Here is a 23127-nt window from a genome sequence, read left to right on the forward strand (position 1 = left end):
GGGGTTCATTATCCTTTTGATGTTGCAATAGGGGCTTTAATAGGATGTGCTTCAGCGTTATTTTCGTATTGGTTAGTACCGAAATTTTCTTTTATGAAGCAATTGCTTACTCTATATGAAAGAGTAGAGAAACATGTTTTACCATCCAAAAACAAATCAAAGGGATTTTGAGTATACAAGTATAAAAACCTTTAAAGAGGCTGAGCATAAATCTCAGCCTCTTAGTATATTGTTGTACTTATTCAGCTTTTTTCATAGCTCTCATAGATTCAGCCACTTTAACCATCATGGAACATTCGACTCTCTTACGGAAGATGTCACAACTGAAATCGTAGATTCCATTGATGGAGCCGGTTGCATGCAGTGCGTTGGCAGGGCAACCGCCACTGCAGTAAAGCTTCGCCCAGCAATCCTGACATTCTGGCTTTGAATAGCAATTGCTTTCTTTAAATTGGCACTGCGTCTCTTGTCTTGTGATTCCATCCCAGATGTTTCCCATACTGTATTCTTGGTCCCCGACGAATTGGTGGCAAGGGAAGAGCTCGCCCCATGGTGTGACAGCGAGATATTCGGTTCCTGAGCCGCATCCGGAAATTCTCTTTTGAATGCAAGGGCCTTCAGAAAGATCAAGCATGTAATGGTAGAAGGTGAAGCCATTGCCTTCTTCCCCACGCTTTAGCATTTCCTTGGCGAGAATTTCATACTGGTTGTAAATCTCAGGGAGGTCCTCCTCGGTCAGTGCGTATGGTTCCCGGGGATCACAGATGACCGGTTCCATCGAGAGTTTGTCGAAACCGAGATCTGCGATATGAAAAATGTCATTGGTGAAGTCGACGTTGTTGCGAGTGTAGGTTCCACGCACATAGTATTCTTGATCTCCACGCTTTTCGACGAATTCTTGGAACTTTGGAACGATATAATCGTAGCTTCCTTTTCCAGTTACTGTTTTACGCAGGTGATCGTGGACTTCTTTTCTACCATCAAGGCTTAATACGACATTGTACATTTCCTTATTCAAGAAATCGGTGACCTCATCGTTTAAGAGCATGCCATTTGTAGTGAAGGTGAAGCGGAAAGTTTTTTTGTACTCTTTTTCTTTGCTTCTTGCGTAAGTGACAATCTGTTTAACAACTTTCCAGGCCATGAGCGGTTCTCCGCCGAAGAAATCGACGTCGAGGTTTCGGTGGTGACCGGAGTTTTCCAATAAGTAATCAATAGCTCTTTTGCCAACCTCATAGCTCATAATCGCTCTGCTTCCATTGTATTTTCCTTGGCTGGCGAAGCAGTATTCACATGACAGGTTACATGTATGTGCGACATTGAGGCAGAGGGCCTTTACATAAGTTTGGCGATTTCTTAAATCAATTGAAAGGTCTTTATATTCATCCTCAGTAAAGAGTTGCCCATCATTTTTCAACTCTTCGAGATCTGCGATTGTTTCTCGAATGTCCTTCTCAGAGATAGCGGAATCACATGCGTATTTTTCTAGCATCATTGTTACGATTTCTTCCGCAGAAGTAGTCTCATAAAGCGCGATGATTCCATAGGTGAGATCGTCGACAACATGTACCGATCCACTGTAGGTATCGAGTACGATGTTGTATCCGTTTAGTTTATATTGATGAATCATACTTGATAATCAAGCTCCTTTTATCTATAAAGTAAAACTTCCGTCAATAGGGCTTCTTTTACTGCCTGTTAATACGGGATAAAAATGGCCGCCCATCTGGAAAGCAGTTGGGCGGTCCGTTTTTTGTTTTCTATCTGTTCATTGTGTTTTCACACTTTTGATTTGCAACTCCGCAAGACGTTTTGCAAGCTGATTGGCAAGATGTTTGGCATGCACCACATCCACCATGTTTTACCGTATCCATCAGTTTACGAGTGCTTAGTGTTACGATTCTTTTCATAGCGTATAACTCCTTTTTAAAAATATTTTTTTAAGAAACAAGCTCAATATTTGTGAATGTTTTCACATTTAAAACTATACTTTGTGAGTAATTTCACATTAATTCCAGTAATAATTTTAACAACACCTTTGATTTCCGTCAATCATTCGTGGTGTTTTGATACTGCGGAAAATCCACTTGATTGTGCGTCTTCTTTTTTTCATCGCGATGTGAAGGGTCTTGAGAGTTTGAAACTATCTCATATAATTATGATTTGGGATTCTCTATTATAATAGTAAATCCGCCCGTTTATGATCTTAAGAACGGACGGATTTTTTTATTTCATAGGTTTTGCTATTGGGGTGCTTGTGCGCGATACTTCCTTTGTAATTCTTTCAACTCTTCTACCAAATCTTCTCCAATCGTAGGCGCAAGTTTATCATATATGGGTAATAGTGCTGTTTCCCAATCTTTTCGTTGTTCATTGTTTAGTTCATGAATTTGAATCGATGAATTTTGTTTAATAAGTTCAAGTTGTTCTTTATTTATTTGCTCGGCTTGTTGATTATTCCAAGCGGTAGCTTCTTCCATTGCTTCCGTTAATATTTGCTTCGTTTTTGGGGTTTGCTGGTTCCAAGTTTTTTGATTCATCATGACAACATATCCTAAATATCCATGGTTACTAATTGTCAAATAGTTTTGAACGTTATAGAATTTTTTAGAGTAGATATTTGAAATGGTATTTTCTTCACCGTCAACTTTTCCTGATTCAATTAATTGATATGTAGAATTAAATGAATCTTGATGCGCGTTAACTTTTAATAAATCGAATTGGGATTGGATGACATTACTTTGCATAATGCGAAAAGATTGTCCTTGTATATCTTTTGGTGTATAAATGGGTCCTTTGTTTGAAGTAATTTGTTTAAAGCCGTTGGACCAGTGGGCAAGCCCTTGTATTCCATCTTTTTGTAAGGATTGAAGTAATTGTTCCCCAATTTTTCCGTTTAAGCCTTCTTGTAAGGCTTCATAATTTGAAAAAGCAAATGGCAAATCAAGTACACCCCATTCAGGGGAGAACGTTCCAAGGTTTGATGTGGAAGGAGCAATCATTTGTACTTGTCCAGATTTTAAAGCACGAAATTCTTCTATATCAGAATATAAACTTCCGTTAGGAAAGACCTCTATTTTTATTTTACCATTTGATTTTTCATTCACGAGTTCCGCAAATTTGTTGGCAGCAAGTCCTTTCGGTGTGTTTTCTGCAACAACATGGCTAAATTTAAAGACGATCTGGTCTTTTAGTCCTTCTTGGTCATCGTCATATGAGAGTTCATTTTGAGGAGAATGCCTCTGATAATTAATAAGTAAAGCGCTTGCAATGAAAGTGGTAAAAAGGAGTATAAAAGTAGCTGCTTTTTTCATCGTCGTTCTCCTTTTGAAGTTGTTATCCCGCTATTAACGGGCAGTAAAGCCCCCACCTCAAGATTCAGAGAGAAGCAAGGAAGTTAGGTGGGGGAAAACTGCCCGTAAAAGCCCGATTGGTTTAACTAACCATCAGTGAGAAATGCGTCACTGATGGAAGTTTCACTTTATTGTAAGCATACCGAGAAGATTTCTATTCGTAAAGATGCTTTTAGGGGAGAGGAGGGCCAAGTGTGAGGAATTTACCAATCCGTTGGAAGATTACGATTCTTTCTTATGCAGTTGTTATCGTTTCCCTCATGATTGGTGGAGGGATTATAGTCGCAAATATTCAACAAAAAGAAGAAAAAGAATTAAGAATTAGATCTATGAATACAGCGCGAACGGTAGCGGAAATGTCAGATGTAAAGAAGTCCCTTCAAGAAACAAATGGATGGGTTACATTAAATTCTGTTATTGAAAATATTAGAGTCATTAATGAAACAGATTATATTGTTGTCATGAATATGGAACGAGTTCGGTATTCGCATCCCGTGAAGGAGATGATTGGAAAACGTTCGAAAGGAGCAGATGAAAAAGCAGCATTTGCAGAGCATATTTATTTTTCAAAAGCAAAGGGAGAAATAGGTACTGTTATTCGTGCTTTTATGCCCATTAAAGATCAAAATTTAAACCAAATTGGTGTTGTTGTTGTTGGAAATAAAATACCAAACTTTTTTGAGATTATGAGCGAATTAAGAGGAGAAATTCTTTTTATAGTTATCTTAACTTTAATACTTGGATTGATAGGATCATTAATGCTCGCTAATCATATAAAAAAACAGATGTTTCAGTTAGAGCCCTATGAGATTAAAAGAATACTTGAAGAAAGAACAGCAACCTTTCATTCAATGAATGAGGGAGTGATTGCGATCGATAATCAAGAAATGATTACGGTTTTTAATGAGAAAGCGAAGCAAGTTTTTCATGTAACTGGAGATGTTGTCGGACAGCCTATTCGTAAAATATTACAGGATACAAGGCTTCCGGAAATCGTGGAGAAAAATCAAGCAGTATACAATGAAGAAATAAAAGTAAGCGGAAAGGTCATTTTAAGTAACCGTATACCTATTAAGAAAGATAATGAATTAATTGGAGCGGTGGCAATTTTCCAAGATCGTACAGAGGTAACAAAGCTTGCGGAAGAATTAACTGGAGTGAAGAACTTTGTTGAAGCACTGCGTGTACAAAGTCATGAGCATATGAATAAACTTCATACAATAGCAGGACTAATTCAGCTCGGTAAAGCTGATAAGGCATTACAACTTGCTTATAACACTTCAGAGGAGCAGGAGAGTGTAACTAATTATTTAAATGAGACCATTAAAAATGATGCCGTTGCAGGGCTTCTTTTAAGTAAAGTAAGTAGAGGGAAAGAGCTTGGAATTCAAGTGAGTATTGATCAAAATAGTTATTTGGAGGCATTTCCGTACCAAGTAGATCAACATGATTTCGTTGTATTATTAGGGAACTTAATAGAAAATGCATTTGGATCATTTGAACGAATTGAGGTCACCAATAAAAGAATTGATATTAGTATTGAGCAGTCAGAGGACGTGTGTGCAATATTAATCGAAGATAATGGATGCGGGATAAAAGAAGAATATTTACCAAGGTTATATGAGAAAGGCTTTACTGTAAATAAACGTGATGGGACAGGTTATGGTCTTTTTCTAGTAAAACAAATTGTTGAGAAGGGGAGAGGAGAAATTCGAATTTCATCTTTTGAAGGTGAAGGAACTAGCTTTATCATTACTTTTCCAATGGAGATGGAGGCGGAATTGTATGGCGTATAAAGAGGAATTTAAAGTAGTGTTAATAGAAGATGATCCAATGGTTCAGGAAGTAAATAAGGAGTTTATAAAAAGTGTAAAAGGATTTCAAGTAATCGCTATCGCCAGCAATGGTGAGGAGGGGATTAGCTTTGTTAAAAAAATGAAGCCAGATCTTGTTATTTTGGACATCTTTATGCCTAAAAAGGATGGTATTCAGGTATTGCAGGAATTTCGAAAACAACAATTAGAAACGGATGTAATTGTTGTTTCTGCTGCTAAAGATAGGGAAACAATTAAACTCATGCTGCAAAATGGAGCAATAGATTATATTATTAAACCTTTTAAGTTGCACCGCATTCAGCAAGCATTAGAGAAGTATCGCCAATATAGAATAAGTTTGAGAGACTCTGGGTCTATTTCACAGGAGCAGCTGGATTTATTATTATATTCTGGGCGCTCTGAGAGGACGGTGAGTAATTTACCAAAAGGTTTGAACGAGTTTACACTAAATGAAATTGTAACGTATGTAAAACAGCAAGAAGAACCCCGCTCCGCTGAAGATGTGGCGCGTGCCATTGGGATAGCTAGAGTGACGGCTCGTCGTTACTTAGACTATTTAGAAAAAAGAGGTGTTATTCATTTGGCAGTTCAGTATGGCGGAGTTGGAAGACCGATTAATCGTTATGTGTTTCGAGAAACAAAAAGTTAAGACCAAAATGAACAAAATATCCGTTATGACCATAAACTTCTCTCTTTTTGATGTAAACGCTATCATTATGTTAGAAACTAACAGATAGAAAATTTAGAAAAATCAAAGGGGAGAAGAAAGGTGAAACGACTTTTTAAAAATTTAACCTTTCAAGTATTAACGGCTATTGTACTTGGGGTGTTAGTTGGAATACTTTGGCCAAGTGTTGGTAAAGAAATGAAGCCTTTAGGTGACACTTTTATCAATGCTGTAAAAATGGTAATTGCACCGATTATTTTCTTAACAATTGTACTCGGTATTGCCAAAATGGGAGATATGAAAAAGGTTGGCAAGGTCGGTGGAAAAGCTCTTATTTATTTTGAGGTAGTAACGACATTTGCCCTTATTGTTGGTTTAGTTGTTGTAAATGTTATGAAGCCAGGAGAAGGCCTTAACTTTAATGAACTTGCAAAAGGAGACGTATCAAAGTATACCCAAAACGGTGGACATGGCATGAACTGGATTGAGTTTGTAACCCATATCGTTCCGTCTAATATGGTTGATGCGTTTGCGAAAGGTGATATTTTACAAGTATTATTCTTTTCGATTTTATTTGGTGTAGGGTTGGCGGCTCTTGGAGAAAAAGGAAACTCAGTAATTGATTTCTTAGACAAACTTTCACACGTATTCTTTAAAATTATTGGCTATGTAATGAAAGCTGCACCGATCGGGGCATTTGGTGCCATGGCATATACAATTGGTCACTTTGGACTTGCGTCGCTTGTACCACTTGGAAAATTAATGATGTCAGTATATATAACGATGTTCTTATTCGTTTTTGTAGTTTTAAATATTATTTGTAAGATGTATGGATTCAGTTTATGGAATTATTTAAAGTTTATTCGAGATGAGATATTAATTGTATTAGGAACAAGTTCTTCTGAATCTGTACTGCCAAGAATGATGAATAAGATGGAGCAATTTGGATGTTCAAAATCTGTTGTTGGTCTTGTTATTCCAACAGGTTATTCCTTTAATCTTGATGGTACGTCTATTTATTTATCCATGGCAGTTGTCTTTTTAGCGCAAGTATTTGGTATTGATCTAACAATTGGGCAGCAAGTTACCATTATTTTAGTGCTTATGTTAACGTCTAAAGGTGCGGCAGGCGTCACAGGAAGTGGATTTATTGTATTAGCTTCGACGTTAGCTGCGTTAAAGGTTATTCCTTTAGAAGGATTAGCGTTACTTCTTGGAGTCGATCGCTTTATGAGTGAAGGAAGAGCCATTGTAAACTTAATTGGAAATGGGATTGCGACAATCGTTGTCGCAAAGAGTGAAAATGAATTTGATGAAGCAAAGCATGCAGAAGCCCTTTCTGGTACAAAAGCATTAACAGAGGCGAAGGAAGCTGTATAATGCATAAGTAGTAAGAAGGATCATTTGTTTTCAAAGGAATGAAGAGTTTGATGGGAAAAGGAACTATCCACTAGAATAGGTGGATAGTTTTTTAACCTGTTATTTTGGGGAAGTAAGACCTCACCAGTCACAACATCATTACATGAAATGCCCCATTTTTAATATTAGACTGGAATTCTGAAACACAATCTGTAGACGTATTTTTTAGTAGTGTTTCATGGAGAGAATTCTTTGCTATATACATAAGTAAAAAACGACATTTCAGGGGAGGACGAGAGCATCTGGCCGTGCATATAAGCGGTCAGGGCCTTTTTCTGCCACATGCGAAGTTTAAAACAAAGGGAGAAAGCGAGTACAGGTCATGTTGTAAGTAAATCTCCTTCATACTTAGGAAGGAGATTTTCCTATTAAAATTTATTTGGAAATTGCTTTATAATACCTTCTGCAAGTGTGTCGGCCATTTTAATAATATGGTCTTCCCCTTTATCGAAAGCAAGAATATCTGCATCCCAATCTTTTTTAATTCTCGCTACAGCTTCATCTGCAACGAATTTTAAATGGGTATACAATAGGTCTTTTAATGCATCATTTGACCAATTTGGATTGGCGCTGCTAAGAAACTGAGCGATATCATCGGCATTTTTATACCACTGTTTGTTAAACTTTTTTAAATTTGCTTGATTACCGCTTTTTGCTGCAACTACTACTTTTCCTGCAAGGAGAATATGTTCTCTTAATAGTTTGGTAAGTTTATTACCAGCTGCTTCCCCATAATATGGCTTTATTGCATTCCCGATATCATCTTGGTTTTTTAACAGTCTTGCTAATACCTTATCTTGATCTTTCAGCCCTGCTAAGGCGCTTATAATATAATTCCTTGTCCATATTGTATGGTCAATCCAAAGTCTTCTTAAATCATCTTTCAGTTGTATTGCTGATTGGCTAGGACAAGGATTTTGGATACGTACGTTTTCTTCTGCGCCTACTTTTATTGGTGACAAGAGGAAAGTACAAGACATAACGAGCAGTGTGAGTTTCAAGAGTAGCTTTTTCATGGGTATCTTCTCCTTTTTGATTTACATAAATGTTCCATTGTTAGTTTGTATTATTTCGTTCATTTTATTCTGGTTAATTTAATCGTTTTAGCATGTAGTGGATAAAGTGACGATATTGTGAACAGAATATGGCTGTAAGTATAAATGAGAGCAGATACGTGTGAATTTTTACTCGTTATCGTTATAATAATGATAGAAAACATACAGTGAATAAAAGGAGCAGTTTGAAATGAAGCAAAAAGCTTGGGGTGCGATTCTGCTTAGTAGTGCATTACTATTAACAGGATGTACTAGTAATAAAGAAACAAAACAAGAAACGAAAGAAAAAGTAGAACAAACAAATCATAAAGAAGACAATCCCGAAGATCTGAAAGTGTACCAATCTGTACATAGTCAGTATGAAGAAAAAATTAATAAAGAAGTAAATGAGGCTATGAAGCTTTGGAAAGAAGCGGAAGAGAAATCTGGAAAGGCAATGAAACTTCCGAGATTTAAAGAAGAGGTCCAAAAGTTAACGGATAATACGTTAGCAGATATTGAGAATGTGCGTAAAGAAATTCGGGTTCCAAAGTCAAAAGAAAGAGAAAATGAATTATACGCAGGTTTTTTAAACGAAACAGAACAAGCGATGAAAAAATTAGAACGAGTAGCGAAAGAAGAAAATTCTTCATTCATTCGCGATATTGAGGTACACCTGTCTACAGCCGTTAACTATTATGACCGGTTTAAAAAAGAAGAGAAATCAGCGAAATAACTTTGTTTTTAAACAAAGTTATTTTTATTTCATAAAAAATGTTTTAATGAAAAATAAAAAAAATTATAAAGTAGCCCTTTTAGACGAAAGTTAAAAGGGCTACTTTATTTTTAGTTGTTTGGATCTTCATGATAAATATAGGTGTACTTTTAGAGTTTGCTTTTTACTTTGGTACTTTATATTCTTTTTTCGTTCCATCTGTAAAGACAACTTTTAAGTCGAATTTTTCATAGTCTTTATCTAGTTGGAATATATCTACTACTTGATTTATGACATCTTCATCTTTTGTGTCTTTATCAAATTTTAGTTGCTGTAAGAGTGGAGCCAATTTATTCATTGCTTCATTTCCAGCCAACTTTTCATTTGTTTTACTATCGTCTAGTTTTGCTTCTGGTTTTTCATTTGCTTTTTTATGTTTATAGTCTGCTTCGTAGTCCTTCTTTGTATCTTGATAATTTGCCCTTAAATCGAATTCATTAAAACTTAGTTTTAAATCTTGATTTACTTCCTTTTTTGTTTCTTCTGTTGTCTTCTTGTTAGTAGTTGTATCCTGTTTTTTAGGTGTACACCCTGTCATTGCAGGTAATAGCATAAATGCTAAAAGGATTGAAAATAAAATTTTCATTTTGTGTGCCTCCTTAGTAGTTTTCAATAAAAGCTTTTCCAATTTTTATCTTTTTATGTAAGGGAAAGGAATAATTTTTTATAATAAGAAAATGAAATATAAAGAAAAAGTGGTTGTTCCAAAAGGCTGACAAATGTCATGCTTTTGGGAGCAATCACTTCTTTTTTGCTAGACACCTGTTATTGCAGGGAACGGCATGAGTACGAAAAAGTTTTCTAATTTCTATGTGTCGAAGAGAGAAATATCGCAATTTAAATCAAAAAATAGATAGAATATTTGTGTTAAATTGGAAATGTAAGGAGGAATGATGAGTGTGCAGAGGTATGGTGATCTATTAAAACGTGCAATTGATTATATGGAAAAGCATATTGAGGAAGAACTGACTTTAGAAGAAGTAGCTTCTTATTGTGCTATGTCTATGTATCATTTTCACCGGGTTTTTCAAGATAATATTGGAATGAGCGTCAACTCATACATTCGGAAGAGACGATTAACATATGCAGCGCAGTACGGGTTTTCTTCACAAGAAGCATTTACGAGAGCGTTTAAAGGTATGTTTCACTTACCACCGAAAAGGTATCGGACATATTTCCAAGCTTTTTATATAGAAAGGGAGGGCGTTTCAATGCAAAAAGGATTACCGAAAGGCTGGGTATTAAGCGGAAGCCATCCAGCAGAATATGAGATGGGCTTAGATTATGAGGTTGTTCATCAAGGAAAAGTGTCAGCTTATATAAAAGCGAAAGAAGATGTTACTCATGGTGGATTCACAACGCTTATGCAAATGTTTAAAGCAGATAAATACAGGGGAAAGCGTTTGCGCCTAACGGCATTTATTAAAAGTAAAAGTGTGAAAGATTGGGCAGGACTGTGGATGCGTGTGGACGGAAAAGATACAGAGCCATTAGCTATGGATAATATGCAAAATCGTCCAATTAAAAATACGAAAAACTGGGAGCCTTATTCAGTTGTGCTGGATATAAAAGAAGAGGCGCTCGGAATTGCATTTGGCATTTTATTATCAGGAGAAGGCTGCATATGGGCGGATAGTTTTCGATTGGATGAAGTCGATGAAAAGGTGCCGTCAACGGACTTAGCGGAAAATTTTTATGATACTCTTTCTGAAGAACCTACGAATTTGCAGCTTGAAGACATAGAAGAATAAGAAAGGGTGAGAAAGAACACATGTGGAAAATGTTATTCTACTCAATATCAGAATTATTGAAATTAGAAACCCCTTTTTACTTCTTTATATGGTTTTTTGCACTATTTATACTTGGCGTGTTGAGTGAAATATTAGAAGTAATAGGGAAAAACAAGCCAATTTTAAAATCTCTATTTAAGGCTAGTATAGAATGTTTACTTGGATTAATTATTTGTATCGGTATTGGTATTCTATTATTTCGTATTATTCATTTCATATGCCCGGGTCAAATTGAACCTTATGATGTTGCTTATGGAAGGTGGCTAGCATTTATTGCATTAACCTTATTTTCAGTTATCGGATTTTTAGTGAAGATTACAAAACAAAAAACAAGGATATGGTTGAAACCAACGGGAGTCATTGCTCAATTTTTCCTGTTTAGTATAAGTGTTTGGGGAGCAATTACTATTTTTCAGCCATCTTTACATATGAGTCTGCTAGTCATACTTTTATTTAGTTCTATATTAACTGTATTCCAGTTTCTTGGTTGTTTATACGAGTATCGTTCTTAAGTATTTACAAATAACAGATTGACAATAATTAGAAAAGTTATATAATCTAAATGTAAGTGATCACTTGCATTGGAAAGAGAGGATTATATGGCGCGCTCAAAGACAGCAGAGAAAATTATTCAAGCAACAATTGAGTTAGTGAAAGAAAGAGGATATAAATCAGCAACAACGAAAGAAATCGCAATGCGTGCTGGCGTCAATGAAGTAACAATATTTCGTAATTTCAAAAACAAAAAGGGTATCATTGAAGCAGCCGTTTATGAATTTTCATACGTACCGCATTTAAAACAGTTTTTACAAACAGAAATTGTGTGGGAATTAGAAACGGATTTGAAGAATTTAGCAAGGCATTATCATAAATTTTTGAATGAAGTGAAAGACATGATTTCTATTGGTATACGTGAAACAGGTGAATTTCCTGAATTAGATGATGAAATCGCTAAGATACCAAAAGGCCTAAAAGAAGAATTGATGATTTATTTTGAAAAGATGCAGCAAGACGGGAAAATTATTCATACAAATATTGAAGCACAAGTCATGAACTTTATATGGATTAATTTTGGTTATTTTCTATCTAAATTACGTTTTGAAAATCGACTTATAGAGATAAATGATGAAAATTTTATTGAAAATAATATAACCTTATATGCTAGGGCATTAAGACCCTAGTATTTATTTAAAATTAAATGCAAGCATGCACTTGCTTGCGGAAGGGTGAGAAGATGAATACATTAAAACAATTTTTAAAAATACCGGGTACGTATGTAGGGGGTGTAGTAGCGTTAGCGTTTCAACTTATTTTCTTTTGCGTTTGGCTGACAGCGTATGATGGAGTAAATGAAAGAGCGGATCAAATGCACATTGCTATTGTGAATCAGGATACGAACATGGGAAGTAAAGTAACAGAAGGTTTACAGAAGAACTTACCTTTTCAAGTAACAAAAGAAAAATCTATGGAAGAAGCAAAAGAAGAAATGAATGCACATGCATACGATATGATTATTGAAATTCCGACTTCTTTTTCAAAGGATGTAAGTGAAAAAGGAAAAACAGATTTAATCTTTCATATTAACCAAGCAAACGCTATGATGGCAAAGCAGATGATGGAAGGAGTTGCGAAACAAGTTCGTGACAATGTAAATAAAGAAATATCAAATTATAAGCAGCAAGCAGTTGCTGGAAAATTACAAGCCATGGGACCAGGAAGTGTAGAAGCAATAAAAGGCTTAACTGAAGACTCAGTTGGATTTACGATTCATAAAGTAAATGATGCGAAAGGATTTTCTGTCAACATGGTACCGCTTATGATCGTGTTAGCTTCATTTGTAGGAGCGATGATTATGAGCATGGAGTTATATAAAGTATCGCAACTTGTTGAAAGAGGTTTGGGGAATTTCTTTTCAAGGAAACTTATTAATATGGCTGTTGCTGTAGTATTGGCAATTATTACAATTGTTTTGATGAAGTTCTTTCAGATTCCAATACAGGAACCGATATTTACGGTTTGGTTGTTTCAAACCATTGTCTTTTTTGCTTTTCTTTCCTTAACGCAAATGTTTCTTAATTTATTTGGAAATGCGGGGATGCTATTTAATATTCTTACGTTATCTTTACAGCTTGTGAGCGCTGGTGTGATGGTACCGCATGTGATGCTATCACATACGTATCAAACAATTGGAAATTTACTTCCTGCCACATATGCAGCAGATGGATATTATACAATTATATTTGGAGGAGAGAATCTAACAAAAAATATCATGTTTTTATGCATGATTATTGCGGTGACTCAAATAATTGCTGTAATCGGATATAAAATATCTATCTCATTGAAGAAAAATCAAACTGTAATAAAAGGGAATGAAGCATAAAGAAAAAGGTATCCTTTGAAAGGGATACCTTTTGTATATTACTTTTCAATTCTTGCCCATTTAAAGTTTAATGGACCTGCAAAATCAACCTCAACGACACCTTTTACATAAGAGCGCTGTAAATAAGATTTTCCGTTTTGATATAGAGGTGAGATTACCGCATCTTTAAATAAGATTTTTTCTGTTTGTTTTAAAGCTTCCCAGCGTGCTTTTTCATTACCAGCGAGATCTGTTTTTACTTTTTTGATTAAATCATCAAATTCCTTATTAGAATAATGATCTAAGTTGTATGGATTACCGGTTGTGAACAATTCTAAGAATGTAATTGGATCAGCAAAGTCTGGACTCCAGCCATCGATACCAATTTCATAATTGCCTTGTAATAATAAAGTTACTTGTTGCTTACGAGGCTGTGGTTTTAATGTAACTGTTAATCCTTCTAAGTTTTTCTCAAGTTGCTCTTTTAAATACGCTCCTGTTTTCTTTGATAAATCCGTATCGCTTGTTAAAAGTTCTAGTGTAATTTTATCTGGTCCAAGTTCTTGTTTTGCTTGTTTCCATAATTTTTGAGCCTCTTTTGGACTTTCTTTTGTTAAGTCACCATTTTCAGCGCGGAAGTCTTTTCCGTTCGGTCCTTTTGCAAAGTTTTTTGGAATAAGCGAGTAGGCAGGAAGAGAGCCATCATTCAATAGAACATTTACAAAAGCTTTTTTATCGATTGTTTTATCAATAGCTTGGCGAGCATTAATGTTTTGTAGTACTTTATTTTGTTGGTTCATGCGTAAAAATTGTACGCCGACAGCTGGTCGTTCTTTAAAATTAGAATCTTTACGGTATTTATCAACTAAATCAGATGTTAAAACAACACGGTCAAGTTGTTTAGATTCGTATAGGTTTACCTCTGTTGATTTCTCTTTCACGATATTAAAATTAATTTCTTCTAATTTTACAACATCTTTATCCCAATAGTTTGGATTTTTCTTAAATTGGAAGCTTTGTTCATGTTTCCAATTTTCTAATGTAAAGGCCCCATTATAAATTAATGCGTTAGACTCTAAGGCGTACTTCTTGCCTTGTGATTTAAAGAATTCTTCGTTAACAGGCAGGAATGTTGGGAACGCCGTTAAGCTAATAAAGTAAGGCACAGGGCGGTCTAACTCTACTTCCAATGTTTTATCATCAATTGCTTTTACACCTAGTTGATCAAGCGAAAGCTCTTTATTGTTAATCTTTTGCGCATTTTTTATGTCAAAGAATAAGAAAGCATATTCAGAAGCTGTTGCAGGATCAACAGCACGTTGCCAAGCGAATACGAAGTCTTTCGCTGTAACAGGTGTTCCATTGGACCATTTTGAATCTCGTAAATGAAACGTATATTTTGTTTTATCTGCATTAACATCATGCGATTTCGCGACACCAGGAACAGGTTTGTTTCCTTCTCCAAGGTTATATAAGCCTTCAAATACGTTTCTCATCACTTGCCCAGAATCGGTATCTGTTGCACGTGCCGTATCCATCGTACGAATTTCAGTAGGAGATGCTAAGTTAAGTACTTGTTTATCAGGTGCTTTATCTTTTGCTTTTGCATCGTTCGCGTTATCTTTATTATAGCTACCGCATCCTGTTAATAATAAGCTTGCTCCTAAAACAGATACGACAGCAGGTAAAAATTTCTTTTTCATGTTTTGTTCCTCCCTAAATTGTTTGTCTACTTTGTTTTCATGTTTTGTTGGCCAACAATTATGAGGGAAATAAAAAATCCCTCTTTTCGTATAGAAAAAGAGGGATTTAAATGTTATAAATGTGCGCACATTTATAAACAAAGTCCCTCATTCTATCTTTCAAGCTAACTGCTTGCAGGAAGTGGCACAGTATTCGCAAGCGAACCTGTTGCCGAGGTTTCACAGGGCCAGTCCCTCCACCTCTCTGGATACAATGAGTAAACATAATAAATAAGTATTAAATTTTGTGTTGCTTTGATTATTCAAAATATTAGCACTGAGATAAAAGAACTGTCAATTAGAATATTAATATTTTGAATTTTAAGTTTAATCAGAACGGAAGGTCATCAAACATTTGCTTGATGACCTTATATATATATCCAAGTAAAAAAACGACATAAAAACCTATTTCTTTTTAGGGGTGGACAAGAGCGTCTGGCCGTGTATAGAAGCGGTTAGGGCCTTTTCCTGCCACATGCCAGGTTTAAAATAAAGGGAGCAAGCGAGTACAGCTCATGTTGTATTTTGCATAGCAGCGACTTATATGTCGAAAAATTAAAATGATCTGAGTTAGCCTCAGTCTTGTTTTACAATTGAATTGTTTTTCCACTAGCTTTTTTATTTGTTGCTTCAATTGCCTCTTGTATCATGTTCATAAAATTATTTTCATATAATACTTTCAAACCTGCTGCAGTTGCGCCGCCGGGTGTTGTCACTTGTTCACGAAGCATAGCAGGATTGTTTTCACTTTCTAGCATAGAAGCAGACCCCGTAATCATTTTAATTACGAGATGCTTTGCAGTTATCTCATCGATACCATACCGTTTTGTTGCTTCAATTAAGCTCTCGGCAAAATAGTAGAGAAAGGCAGGGGCGCTTCCTGTGACAGCTGTTAGTTGATGAATTTCTTCTTCTGTACATAATTGTGCGTCTCCAATACCTTTTACGAGCATTTGCAAAATTTCAAGATGTCCTTTGCTTACAAAAGAGCCTGCTGTGTATAAAGAAATGGATTTCCCGATTGTAGCAGCTGTATTTGGCATAATCCAAGCAACGGCAGCACCTTTAGGAAGCTTTGATTCTAAATAAGAAGGTCCAATACCAGCTGCAACTGTTACAATAAACTGATTGCTGACAAGTGGAGAGAGTTCAGTTAACAGTTGTTCATGTGCTTCTGGAGGCATTGCTAAGACGATAACATCAACATCTGCCGCATATTGTTTCCAATCTGTTGTTGTAGAAACAGCATACTTTTCACGCAACTCTGTAAGCCTTTCTTGATTTCGTTGATTGGATACGACAATCTCAGCAATGTGTTCTTTACTTGTATGAAGAAGCCCGGCAAAAAGGGCTTCAGCCATACAACCTGCACCAATAAACAGCACTCTTTGTTTCTTTTGCATATTTTTTGATCCTTCCTGTAGGAAATGTATTGCTAAAACGATAACATTGATAAAAGAGAATTGTAAAAAGAAAAGGCTTGTATACAAAAAAATCCTAGTTTCAGAAAATAGCATTTCCGAAACTAGGATATATCATTAAGCTTTTGCCAAACCAAGTAGAACAGCCCCGCCAATAATTAAAGCACTACCAAGCGCGATAAATACCATTTGACGTTTTGTTTTCTTTTCACCTAAGAAGACAATTGCACCAAACGTTGAGATGACAATCCCTGTTTGAGATAATGAGAAGCTTGTTGCAACGCCAACTCGTGGTAAGGAAAGAAGTAAGAATAAGTTTCCTGTTCCCCAAAGTAGACCAGATACGATATTACGAATTGCATATTTGTTAAATGGCTTATGCTTAAATGTCAGTATAACTGCTCCAACAAACATACCAACTGCTTGCGGTAAAATAGCCGCCCAGCCATCAATGTTGTACCAACGAATAATAATTACATACCCAAAATAACCGAAAGTTGAAACAATTAGAGTGAGTAACCCTTTTTTCAATTGTCCTGGTGGTTGTGCATTTTCTTTATCATCTAAAGAAGTAAATACAACACCGATTACGATGAAAAGAATTGCAATCGTTCCCATAATAATTGTAGTAGTAGTTGTCCACTCGTGAAAGGCAATGACCCCAAAGATAGAAGTAGCTACAAGCTGCATACCTGTTGAAATGGTAACAGTTGTTGAGACGCCTATTGTTTGAACAGTTTTTAATTGATTGACTTGTCCTAAAGCCCAAAATAAACCAGAAATAAAGCCAACAATTAATATAGTTAAAGATAGTGCCGGTGTTGTAAATGCATACATAATTGTTGCGAAGAATAGAGCACCAATTGTCATACCGACCGTTTGGCTATATGCACCGCCACCCATTTTTACACTTACTAATAAAACGTTTCCCCATGCTAATGCAGGAAGAAGTGCTAATAAAATGTCCATTACAAGACTCCTTTCTTGTTATAGCAATAAAATATATGTAGTTCTAATGATTGGTAATTTTCCACTTAAGAAGTGATCGTTAAAACGATGAAGTAGTGATGTTTATAAGGAGAACGCAGTCATTATATAAACGCGTTTTCATATCTCCTTTTTTGGCACCTTCATATAATAACAGGAAAGAGTCTCCTTTAGAAAGTAAATTCAAATAGAATGTATATTTCTATGAATATGAAAATTGTAATAGTTTATGTGGAAATTTGAAGATATAATAAATCATAACAATTTGGATTTTTTATCCATTTAAATTAGTGTAGTAGGGGGAAATAGAATATAAAGGGGATGTAGGGTGTGAAAGATTATGTAGTGCAAGAACAGAAAACAAATAAGATTCAAGTAGTAAGAGCAGATACAATTCATATCGAAGGGATTGCCAAGATTTGTACAGATGGATGGTTAGCGACATATGAAGGTTTGCATAGCCAGGAATATATCGATTGTGTCATTGAAGAATACTATAATCATGAGCGTATTCATAAAGAAGTACTGACGAATAACGAAAATTGGTATGGATGGTTTGTCGCATTGGAAAACGAGAAAGTTGTTGGAGCAATTGGTGGAGGCACAACGGGTGAAAAGTGTGGAGAAATCTTTGTCCTATATTTAGATCCGAATCGAAGAAGAGAAGGAATTGGGACATTGTTAGTAGATTATTTTACAGAAATTCAAAAAGAAAAAGGAATTGTAGAGCAGTGGGTGTCGGTTGCCGAGGGGAATGAAAAAGGAATTCCCTTTTATGAAGCAAAAGGATTTGTAAAACAATCTGAACGTCCGAGTCAAGGAAGTACAGAAGAAGAATCGGCTGTATCTTGCAGGTACTGCCGAAATATATAGCAAAATAGCCTCCGCTAAAGAGGCTATTTTGCATTTACATGTTCCTTTTGTTCGTAGTGCACAAGCTGATTATTGTGGAAAACAGAAGTATGGTCATATACGCCTTCTTCTTGTAAAACCGAGGGTAAAAAGTGCTTTGTTAAAGAGTTTATCCCTCTATTTTCTTTAGATAAAATCCAAGAAATATGCTTCCAATCTAAAATACCTTCAGCTACTTTTTTTGGCGTGTAATAAGAAATATGAGCTGGGAGATTAGCGGTAAACAGGTATAATCCACCGGAATTTGTATTGTCGATTGTCCATGATAATGTTCCTTTATAGATGACTTCTTGCTCTGTTAAATGTAGTCCTGTTTCTTCTTCAATCTCACGTAGAATGCATGCCATTGGCGTTTCTGTTTCTATCATTTTACCACCAACGCCATTCCACAAGCCTTGCAGCGGTGCTTTTTCTCGATTTAGCATTAGTATTTCATCGTCGTTTCGAATAAAACAAAGTGTTTGGTTATACATATAATTCCCCCTTATTTTCTATAATTCTACATAAACATCTAATTTTCATTTCATTTCGCGGGAAATAATATAAAAAGCAGTAGCTTTGTCGAAAGCTACTGCTAGAAAGAAGTTACCTTTTTATTGATAAATTGAATGAGTAATAAAAAGACAATTGACATACCGACTGTTGTAAGAACGAGTGCCCAGGCAAGCGGCATGTTACTTGCATCAATTGCCATGTAAATTGCAGTTGGAATAGTTTGTGTTTTACCGGGAATATTACCAGCAAACATAAGCGTCGCACCGAATTCCCCTAGGGCGCGGACGAAACTTAAAATCATTCCACCAAGTAGAGAAGGGAACGCGAGCGGTAATGTTACATGTAAGAACACTTGTAATTCATTTGCTCCAAGGTCTCTAGCTCCGTCTTCAATTTGTTCATTGGCAATGATAAAACCCGTTTTTGCTGATTGGTACATAAGCGGAAATGCAACTACAGTTGCAGCAATTACAGCAGCCCAAGATGTAAACATAATCGATTGTTGAAACAAAGTTTCGATCCACTGACCGATGGGACTGTTTTTTCCAAAGATGATAATGAGAAAAAATCCAATTACAGTGGGCGGCAGTACCATCGGTAATAGAAAAATGGTTTCTAATAAAATTTTATAGCGCTTCGAGGATCGAGCTAAAACACGGCCAATTATCGTTCCGAACACCATCACAATGATCGTAGAAAGTGCAGCAACTTTTAGTGAAAGAATGATAGGTGACCAAAATGTATCAAATATCATAGTTACAATTACAGCACTGTAAAACCATATTTTTTAAAGATGGCTATAGCGTCTTTAGACTGTAAATATTCATAAAAAGCAGTTGCCTCTTTTTTATGTTTCGTTGCTTTTACGATACCTAATGGATAGCGGATTGGTTCGTGTGAATTCGCCTGTGCTGTAGTAGCAATTTTTACTTTCTTTGAAATAAGGGCGTCTGTTTTATAAACAATCCCTGCATTAACGTTTCCTGTTTCTACGTATGTTAATACTTGGCGCACATCTTTTGTGTATACAACTTTATTTTGAATGTCGTTCCAAAGATTTAAATGAGTAAGCGCCTCTTTTGCGTATTTTCCAGCTGGAACAGATTCAGGTGTACCTAGTGCGATTTTTGTTACTTGCTCATCTTTTAACGATTGAAAATCTTTTAGATTACTATCTTTAGGAACAACTAATACTAGCTCATTGCCGAGTAGATTTTTCCCTTCTTTCTGATCAATAAGTCCTTTCGTTACGAGTGTTTGAAATTTATCTTCTGCGGCAGAGAAGAATAAGTCAACAGGAGCTCCTTGTTCAATTTGCTGTTGAAGCTTGCCAGAACCGTCGAAGTTAAATGAGAGCTTTATATTTTGTTCTTTTTTCTCATATTGTGTTTGAATTTCTTTTAGTGCATCTTGTAAGCTAGCTGCTGCAGAAATGGTAAGTTCAACCTTTTCTTCTTTAGCTGTTGTTTTTTCTTGTTTATTTGTGCTTGTACACCCCGTACTGATTACGAGAAGTAGTGTGAGTAAAATACTGCAAGTAACGCGAAATATGTACTTGTTCATTTTCATTTCTCCCTTCTTTTATCCCTAGTTTAATTATAACTAAATATATTTAATTATAAATAGTTATAATTAGTTGTGTTGTGATTTTTCTCACGATAGTAAAAATAAATAGAAGCAAAACTGTTATTTTTGTTACAATGAAGGCAGAAAGCGAGGAATCGGTTTATGGATCATCATTCCTACACAACAGAAGAAGTAGCGAAGCGGTTAAAAGTATCGAAATTAACAGTGTATGATTTAATTAAAAAAGGTGAATTGCCCTCTTATCGAGTTGGTAGGCAAATGCGTGTTGATGCAAGTGATTTAGAGCAATATATTACAGAGATGAAAACAGGAAAAGTACAGGTAGTTTCTTCATCTATGCAAGTAATGAACCCGCTAAGTAAATCTGATTCTTGTATTATCAGTGGACAAGATTTATCTTTAGATATGTTAACGAAACATGTAGAGAGCCGTTTGAAAGCTTCTAATATGCTGCGGGCATATCAAGGGAGTTTAACAAGTTTGGTTCAGATGTATCAAGGAAAAGGAGACATTGTTAGTCTTCATTTGTTCGATGGGGATACGGGAGAATACAACCTTCCGTATGTAAAACGAATTTTAGTTGGACAGCCTTGTATTGTTATGAATTTATTATCAAGAACATCAGGTTTTTATGTGCAAAAAGGAAATCCGAAACAGATAAAGACATGGAATGATTTATGTAATCCATCCATTCAATTTGTAAATAGAGAAAGAGGATCTGGTATTCGTGTTCTTGTCGATGAACAATTGCGTATAAATGGAATATCGAAAACGGACATTTGTGGCTATGATTGGGAAGAATCAAATCATATTGGTGTTGCTTCTCAAGTTGCAAATGGAAAAGCTGATGTAGGAGTAGGAACAGAAAAAGTAGCGCAAATTGTAAATGTAGATTTTGTTCCACTTATACAAGAACGCTATGATTTGGTAATTTTAAAAACAGAAGAGAATATAGAGTTAATTGAAACAGTAAATTCGGTAGTACAGTCTTCTGAATTTCAAAACGAACTGCGTGCTATTGGTGGTTATGATATAAGTAAAACAGGTCAAATTATATATGAAACAAATTAAAAAGTGCTGCTTGTAAGATTACAAGCAGCACTTTTTATTTATATAAAGGGGGGAAGTGCACTTTCATGCAAGGACATGTGCGAGTGCGTAAACAACTGCTGTAAGAAGAGCCGCACCGCCTATAAGTCCCATGTAATCAAATTTGTTAAAAGTAATGTTGTTCATAGTTATCTCTCCTTACTTATGTAATAGCAGCAACAACTTTTTCATCGATAAGGGGGGATAACACGAGCCGCATTGTAGTTGCAATTGTGTTTATTATGTGAGTGCCTTTTCGATGTGTTTTTGTTGCCCTGTTTCTGTTTTAAGTATATGACAGGTGTAAGGAAGTAACTATCGAATTAGCTTACAGTAGGATTACAGTTTTGTAAGGGAAATATTTTAAAAATTGTCACTTATTTTTATTACCAACTATTAATACTTAGTGTTATAATTAAAAATAAATACAGTTATAAAAAATTAAATTGTAGAAGGGAACAGATCGAATGTATACATTCATTGTAAGGGTGTTGAAATATATATTTAAAACATTTGGGAAAGTGGAGGTATATGGAAAAGAAAAATTACCGCAAAGCGGAGCATATGTTGTAGCTTGTACCCATACAAGCTGGATGGATGTTGTCATGTTAGCAACGGGAATGTTACCAACGAAAATTTACTACATGGCGAAAAAGGAATTGTTTCAAAGTAAATTTGGAAATTGGTTTTTTAAGGGGGTAAATGCGTTTCCGGTTGATCGTGAAAATCCAGGGCCGAGTACGCTGAAAATTCCATCTAGGTTATTAAAAGAAGGAAAGGTTGTTGGGATTTTTCCGAGCGGAACGAGATCTGCCGAAGCGACTTCATTGAAAGCTGGTGCTGTTACAATTGCCTTTCGTTCTAATGTTCCGTTAGTTCCGGCTGCATACGTTGGGCCTAACAGTTTAAAAGAATTGTTTCGCGGAAAAAGAGCGCAATTAATTTTTGGTGACCCGATTCAAGTGGAGCAGTCAGCACAGATGGATCGTAAAGAAGTGATGCAATTGATGACAGAAAAATTAAATGAGACGTTTACACAGTTAAAAGAAACGTTGCAAGAAGATAAAGTGAAACTTTAATCAGTGGGAGGTTTTCTTCATCCTCCACTGATTATTAGCCCTCATCAATCGGGCGCATGCCAGCAGTTTATCTCCCACCGAACATTCTAGCCACTGGAACTGGACAATGCTTTCGCTGAATTTTGAGGTGGAAGTATTACTGCCCGCGAATAGCGGGATAAAACAGCATAATGGTAATAGGAAAAGACGACCTGGCATAGAAGGTCGTCTTTTCAAATTTATCTATATAAGGGGAAAGGGGACACAAAATTATATAAGAATTACTGCGGCAACGTAAATGAATGCTGTAAGAAGAGCTGCACCGCTAGCAAATCCAACGTAATCAAATTTATTAAAAGTAATTTGGTTTTCCATGATAATCTCTCCTTACCTGTTTAATGTAATAGAAACAGTTTGTTTACTTACCGCGTTTCTGACTTTATTGTACGAAATCAGGGGAGTTTGAACTATCGAATTAGCTTACAGGAAGCTTACATTTTTGTAAGAGAAGTGTAAGGCAGTTCAATGGTATACATATCCTTTTTTTTCTAAACTGAAAGAAAGGTTACGTATAAAATACAAGGGAGGAAACCAAAATGGAAAA

24 protein-coding genes, 1 pseudogene and 1 riboswitch are annotated in these 23127 nt (G+C 35.7%); of the genes and pseudogenes, 12 read left to right on the forward strand and 13 right to left on the reverse strand.

Annotated elements, in window-relative coordinates; all coding sequences use genetic code 11:
- Positions 1 to 171, forward strand: a pseudogene (locus ACIGHG_RS22980) (undecaprenyl-diphosphatase); the annotation flags it as partial.
- A 67-nt stretch (positions 172 to 238) separates the two neighbouring features.
- Here the strand turns inward: ACIGHG_RS22980 and scfB are convergent.
- The 3 genes from scfB to ACIGHG_RS22995 form a co-directional block, all read right to left on the reverse strand.
- Positions 239 to 1630 (reverse strand): thioether cross-link-forming SCIFF peptide maturase, encoded by a 1392-nt coding sequence (gene scfB, locus ACIGHG_RS22985; protein ID WP_396550705.1) that lies wholly within the window; start codon positions 1628 to 1630, stop codon positions 239 to 241.
- 130 nt (positions 1631 to 1760) lie between these two features.
- Positions 1761 to 1910, reverse strand: a complete 150-nt coding sequence (gene scfA / locus ACIGHG_RS22990; RefSeq protein WP_081625642.1) for a six-cysteine ranthipeptide SCIFF — start codon at positions 1908 to 1910, stop codon at positions 1761 to 1763.
- 333 nt (positions 1911 to 2243) lie between these two features.
- On the reverse strand, positions 2244 to 3314 hold the full coding sequence (locus tag ACIGHG_RS22995; protein WP_396550708.1) for a TRAP transporter substrate-binding protein: 1071 nt from the start codon (positions 3312 to 3314) through the stop codon (positions 2244 to 2246).
- Positions 3315 to 3547: 233 nt separating this feature from the next.
- Between ACIGHG_RS22995 and ACIGHG_RS23000 the strand changes: the two genes are divergently transcribed.
- From ACIGHG_RS23000 to dctP, 3 genes are all read left to right on the forward strand, one after another.
- Positions 3548 to 5149 (forward strand): ATP-binding protein, encoded by a 1602-nt coding sequence (locus ACIGHG_RS23000; RefSeq protein ID WP_396550710.1) that lies wholly within the window; start codon positions 3548 to 3550, stop codon positions 5147 to 5149.
- Positions 5139 to 5837 (forward strand): response regulator, encoded by a 699-nt coding sequence (locus ACIGHG_RS23005; protein ID WP_336473894.1) that lies wholly within the window; start codon positions 5139 to 5141, stop codon positions 5835 to 5837. The genes ACIGHG_RS23000 and ACIGHG_RS23005 overlap by 11 nt, the downstream gene beginning before the upstream one ends.
- 120 nt (positions 5838 to 5957) lie before the next feature.
- Positions 5958 to 7235, forward strand: a complete 1278-nt coding sequence (gene dctP / locus ACIGHG_RS23010; protein ID WP_336473895.1) for a C4-dicarboxylate transporter DctP — start codon at positions 5958 to 5960, stop codon at positions 7233 to 7235.
- A gap of 407 nt (positions 7236 to 7642) precedes the next feature.
- Here dctP and ACIGHG_RS23015 read toward each other — a convergent pair whose 3' ends face one another.
- On the reverse strand, positions 7643 to 8290 hold the full coding sequence (locus ACIGHG_RS23015; RefSeq protein ID WP_336473896.1) for a glycosyltransferase: 648 nt from the start codon (positions 8288 to 8290) through the stop codon (positions 7643 to 7645).
- Positions 8291 to 8519: 229 nt separating this feature from the next.
- Between ACIGHG_RS23015 and ACIGHG_RS23020 the strand changes: the two genes are divergently transcribed.
- Positions 8520 to 9044 (forward strand): hypothetical protein, encoded by a 525-nt coding sequence (locus tag ACIGHG_RS23020; protein WP_090917193.1) that lies wholly within the window; start codon positions 8520 to 8522, stop codon positions 9042 to 9044.
- Between the two features lie 163 nt (positions 9045 to 9207).
- Here ACIGHG_RS23020 and ACIGHG_RS23025 read toward each other — a convergent pair whose 3' ends face one another.
- Positions 9208 to 9669 carry a YusW family protein gene (locus ACIGHG_RS23025; protein ID WP_336473897.1) on the reverse strand — a complete coding sequence of 154 codons (462 nt, stop codon included), beginning with the start codon at positions 9667 to 9669 and terminating at the stop codon, positions 9208 to 9210.
- Between the two features lie 355 nt (positions 9670 to 10024).
- On the opposite strand from ACIGHG_RS23025, the gene ACIGHG_RS23030 reads away from it, so the two are divergent.
- The 4 genes from ACIGHG_RS23030 (at position 10025) to ACIGHG_RS23045 (ending at position 13253) form a co-directional block, all read left to right on the forward strand.
- On the forward strand, positions 10025 to 10834 hold the full coding sequence (locus ACIGHG_RS23030) for a helix-turn-helix transcriptional regulator (protein WP_396550748.1): 810 nt from the start codon (positions 10025 to 10027) through the stop codon (positions 10832 to 10834).
- Between the two features lie 20 nt (positions 10835 to 10854).
- Positions 10855 to 11385 carry a hypothetical protein gene (locus ACIGHG_RS23035; RefSeq protein WP_336473898.1) on the forward strand — a complete coding sequence of 177 codons (531 nt, stop codon included), beginning with the start codon at positions 10855 to 10857 and terminating at the stop codon, positions 11383 to 11385.
- An 87-nt stretch (positions 11386 to 11472) separates the two neighbouring features.
- Positions 11473 to 12054, forward strand: a complete 582-nt coding sequence (locus ACIGHG_RS23040) for a TetR/AcrR family transcriptional regulator (protein ID WP_336473899.1) — start codon at positions 11473 to 11475, stop codon at positions 12052 to 12054.
- Between the two features lie 53 nt (positions 12055 to 12107).
- The gene (locus tag ACIGHG_RS23045; RefSeq protein WP_396550715.1) at positions 12108 to 13253 is read left to right on the forward strand and encodes a YhgE/Pip domain-containing protein; all 1146 of its coding nucleotides are present in this window, start codon (positions 12108 to 12110) and stop codon (positions 13251 to 13253) included.
- Between the two features lie 38 nt (positions 13254 to 13291).
- On the opposite strand, the gene ACIGHG_RS23050 is transcribed toward ACIGHG_RS23045, so the two are convergent.
- From ACIGHG_RS23050 to ACIGHG_RS23060, 3 genes are all read right to left on the reverse strand, one after another.
- The gene (locus tag ACIGHG_RS23050; RefSeq protein ID WP_396550717.1) at positions 13292 to 14935 is read right to left on the reverse strand and encodes a peptide ABC transporter substrate-binding protein; all 1644 of its coding nucleotides are present in this window, start codon (positions 14933 to 14935) and stop codon (positions 13292 to 13294) included.
- A gap of 149 nt (positions 14936 to 15084) precedes the next feature.
- Positions 15085 to 15190, reverse strand: a riboswitch (SAM riboswitch).
- A 371-nt stretch (positions 15191 to 15561) separates the two neighbouring features.
- A complete protein-coding gene (gene proC, locus ACIGHG_RS23055) occupies positions 15562 to 16377 on the reverse strand; it encodes a pyrroline-5-carboxylate reductase (RefSeq protein WP_396550719.1) in 816 nt (271 codons plus the stop codon).
- A gap of 135 nt (positions 16378 to 16512) precedes the next feature.
- The gene (locus ACIGHG_RS23060; protein ID WP_336473903.1) at positions 16513 to 17364 is read right to left on the reverse strand and encodes a GRP family sugar transporter; all 852 of its coding nucleotides are present in this window, start codon (positions 17362 to 17364) and stop codon (positions 16513 to 16515) included.
- Between the two features lie 348 nt (positions 17365 to 17712).
- On the opposite strand from ACIGHG_RS23060, the gene ACIGHG_RS23065 reads away from it, so the two are divergent.
- On the forward strand, positions 17713 to 18255 hold the full coding sequence (locus ACIGHG_RS23065; protein WP_336473904.1) for a GNAT family N-acetyltransferase: 543 nt from the start codon (positions 17713 to 17715) through the stop codon (positions 18253 to 18255).
- Between the two features lie 23 nt (positions 18256 to 18278).
- Here the strand turns inward: ACIGHG_RS23065 and ACIGHG_RS23070 are convergent, their stop codons facing one another.
- The 3 genes from ACIGHG_RS23070 to modA all read right to left on the reverse strand — a co-directional run bounded on the left by ACIGHG_RS23070 (position 18279) and on the right by modA (position 20352).
- Positions 18279 to 18767 (reverse strand): NUDIX hydrolase, encoded by a 489-nt coding sequence (locus ACIGHG_RS23070; RefSeq protein ID WP_336473905.1) that lies wholly within the window; start codon positions 18765 to 18767, stop codon positions 18279 to 18281.
- A 101-nt stretch (positions 18768 to 18868) separates the two neighbouring features.
- Positions 18869 to 19543, reverse strand: coding sequence for a molybdate ABC transporter permease subunit (modB, locus tag ACIGHG_RS23075; RefSeq protein ID WP_396550722.1), 675 nt, complete (start codon positions 19541 to 19543; stop codon positions 18869 to 18871).
- 8 nt (positions 19544 to 19551) lie between these two features.
- Positions 19552 to 20352, reverse strand: coding sequence for a molybdate ABC transporter substrate-binding protein (modA, locus tag ACIGHG_RS23080; RefSeq protein WP_396550724.1), 801 nt, complete (start codon positions 20350 to 20352; stop codon positions 19552 to 19554).
- A 165-nt stretch (positions 20353 to 20517) separates the two neighbouring features.
- On the opposite strand from modA, the gene ACIGHG_RS23085 reads away from it, so the two are divergent.
- The gene (locus ACIGHG_RS23085) at positions 20518 to 21447 is read left to right on the forward strand and encodes a substrate-binding domain-containing protein (protein WP_396550726.1); all 930 of its coding nucleotides are present in this window, start codon (positions 20518 to 20520) and stop codon (positions 21445 to 21447) included.
- A gap of 63 nt (positions 21448 to 21510) precedes the next feature.
- Here ACIGHG_RS23085 and ACIGHG_RS23090 read toward each other — a convergent pair whose 3' ends face one another.
- Positions 21511 to 21612 (reverse strand): DUF3948 family protein, encoded by a 102-nt coding sequence (locus ACIGHG_RS23090; RefSeq protein ID WP_090917216.1) that lies wholly within the window; start codon positions 21610 to 21612, stop codon positions 21511 to 21513.
- Between the two features lie 320 nt (positions 21613 to 21932).
- Here ACIGHG_RS23090 and ACIGHG_RS23095 point away from each other — a divergent pair, with 320 nt between their 5' ends.
- Entirely contained in the window at positions 21933 to 22544 is a 612-nt protein-coding gene (locus ACIGHG_RS23095) for a lysophospholipid acyltransferase family protein (protein ID WP_336473909.1), read from the forward strand.
- A 249-nt stretch (positions 22545 to 22793) separates the two neighbouring features.
- Here ACIGHG_RS23095 and ACIGHG_RS23100 read toward each other — a convergent pair whose 3' ends face one another.
- Positions 22794 to 22898: a DUF3948 family protein gene (locus ACIGHG_RS23100; RefSeq protein ID WP_396550728.1), complete on the reverse strand. Its 105-nt coding sequence runs from the start codon at positions 22896 to 22898 to the stop codon at positions 22794 to 22796.
- Positions 22899 to 23127 lie beyond the last annotated feature (229 nt).

This window comes from Bacillus sp. NPDC077411, from assembly GCF_044543425.1.
Taxonomy (GTDB): Bacteria; Bacillota; Bacilli; order Bacillales; family Bacillaceae_G; genus Bacillus_A; species Bacillus_A bruguierae.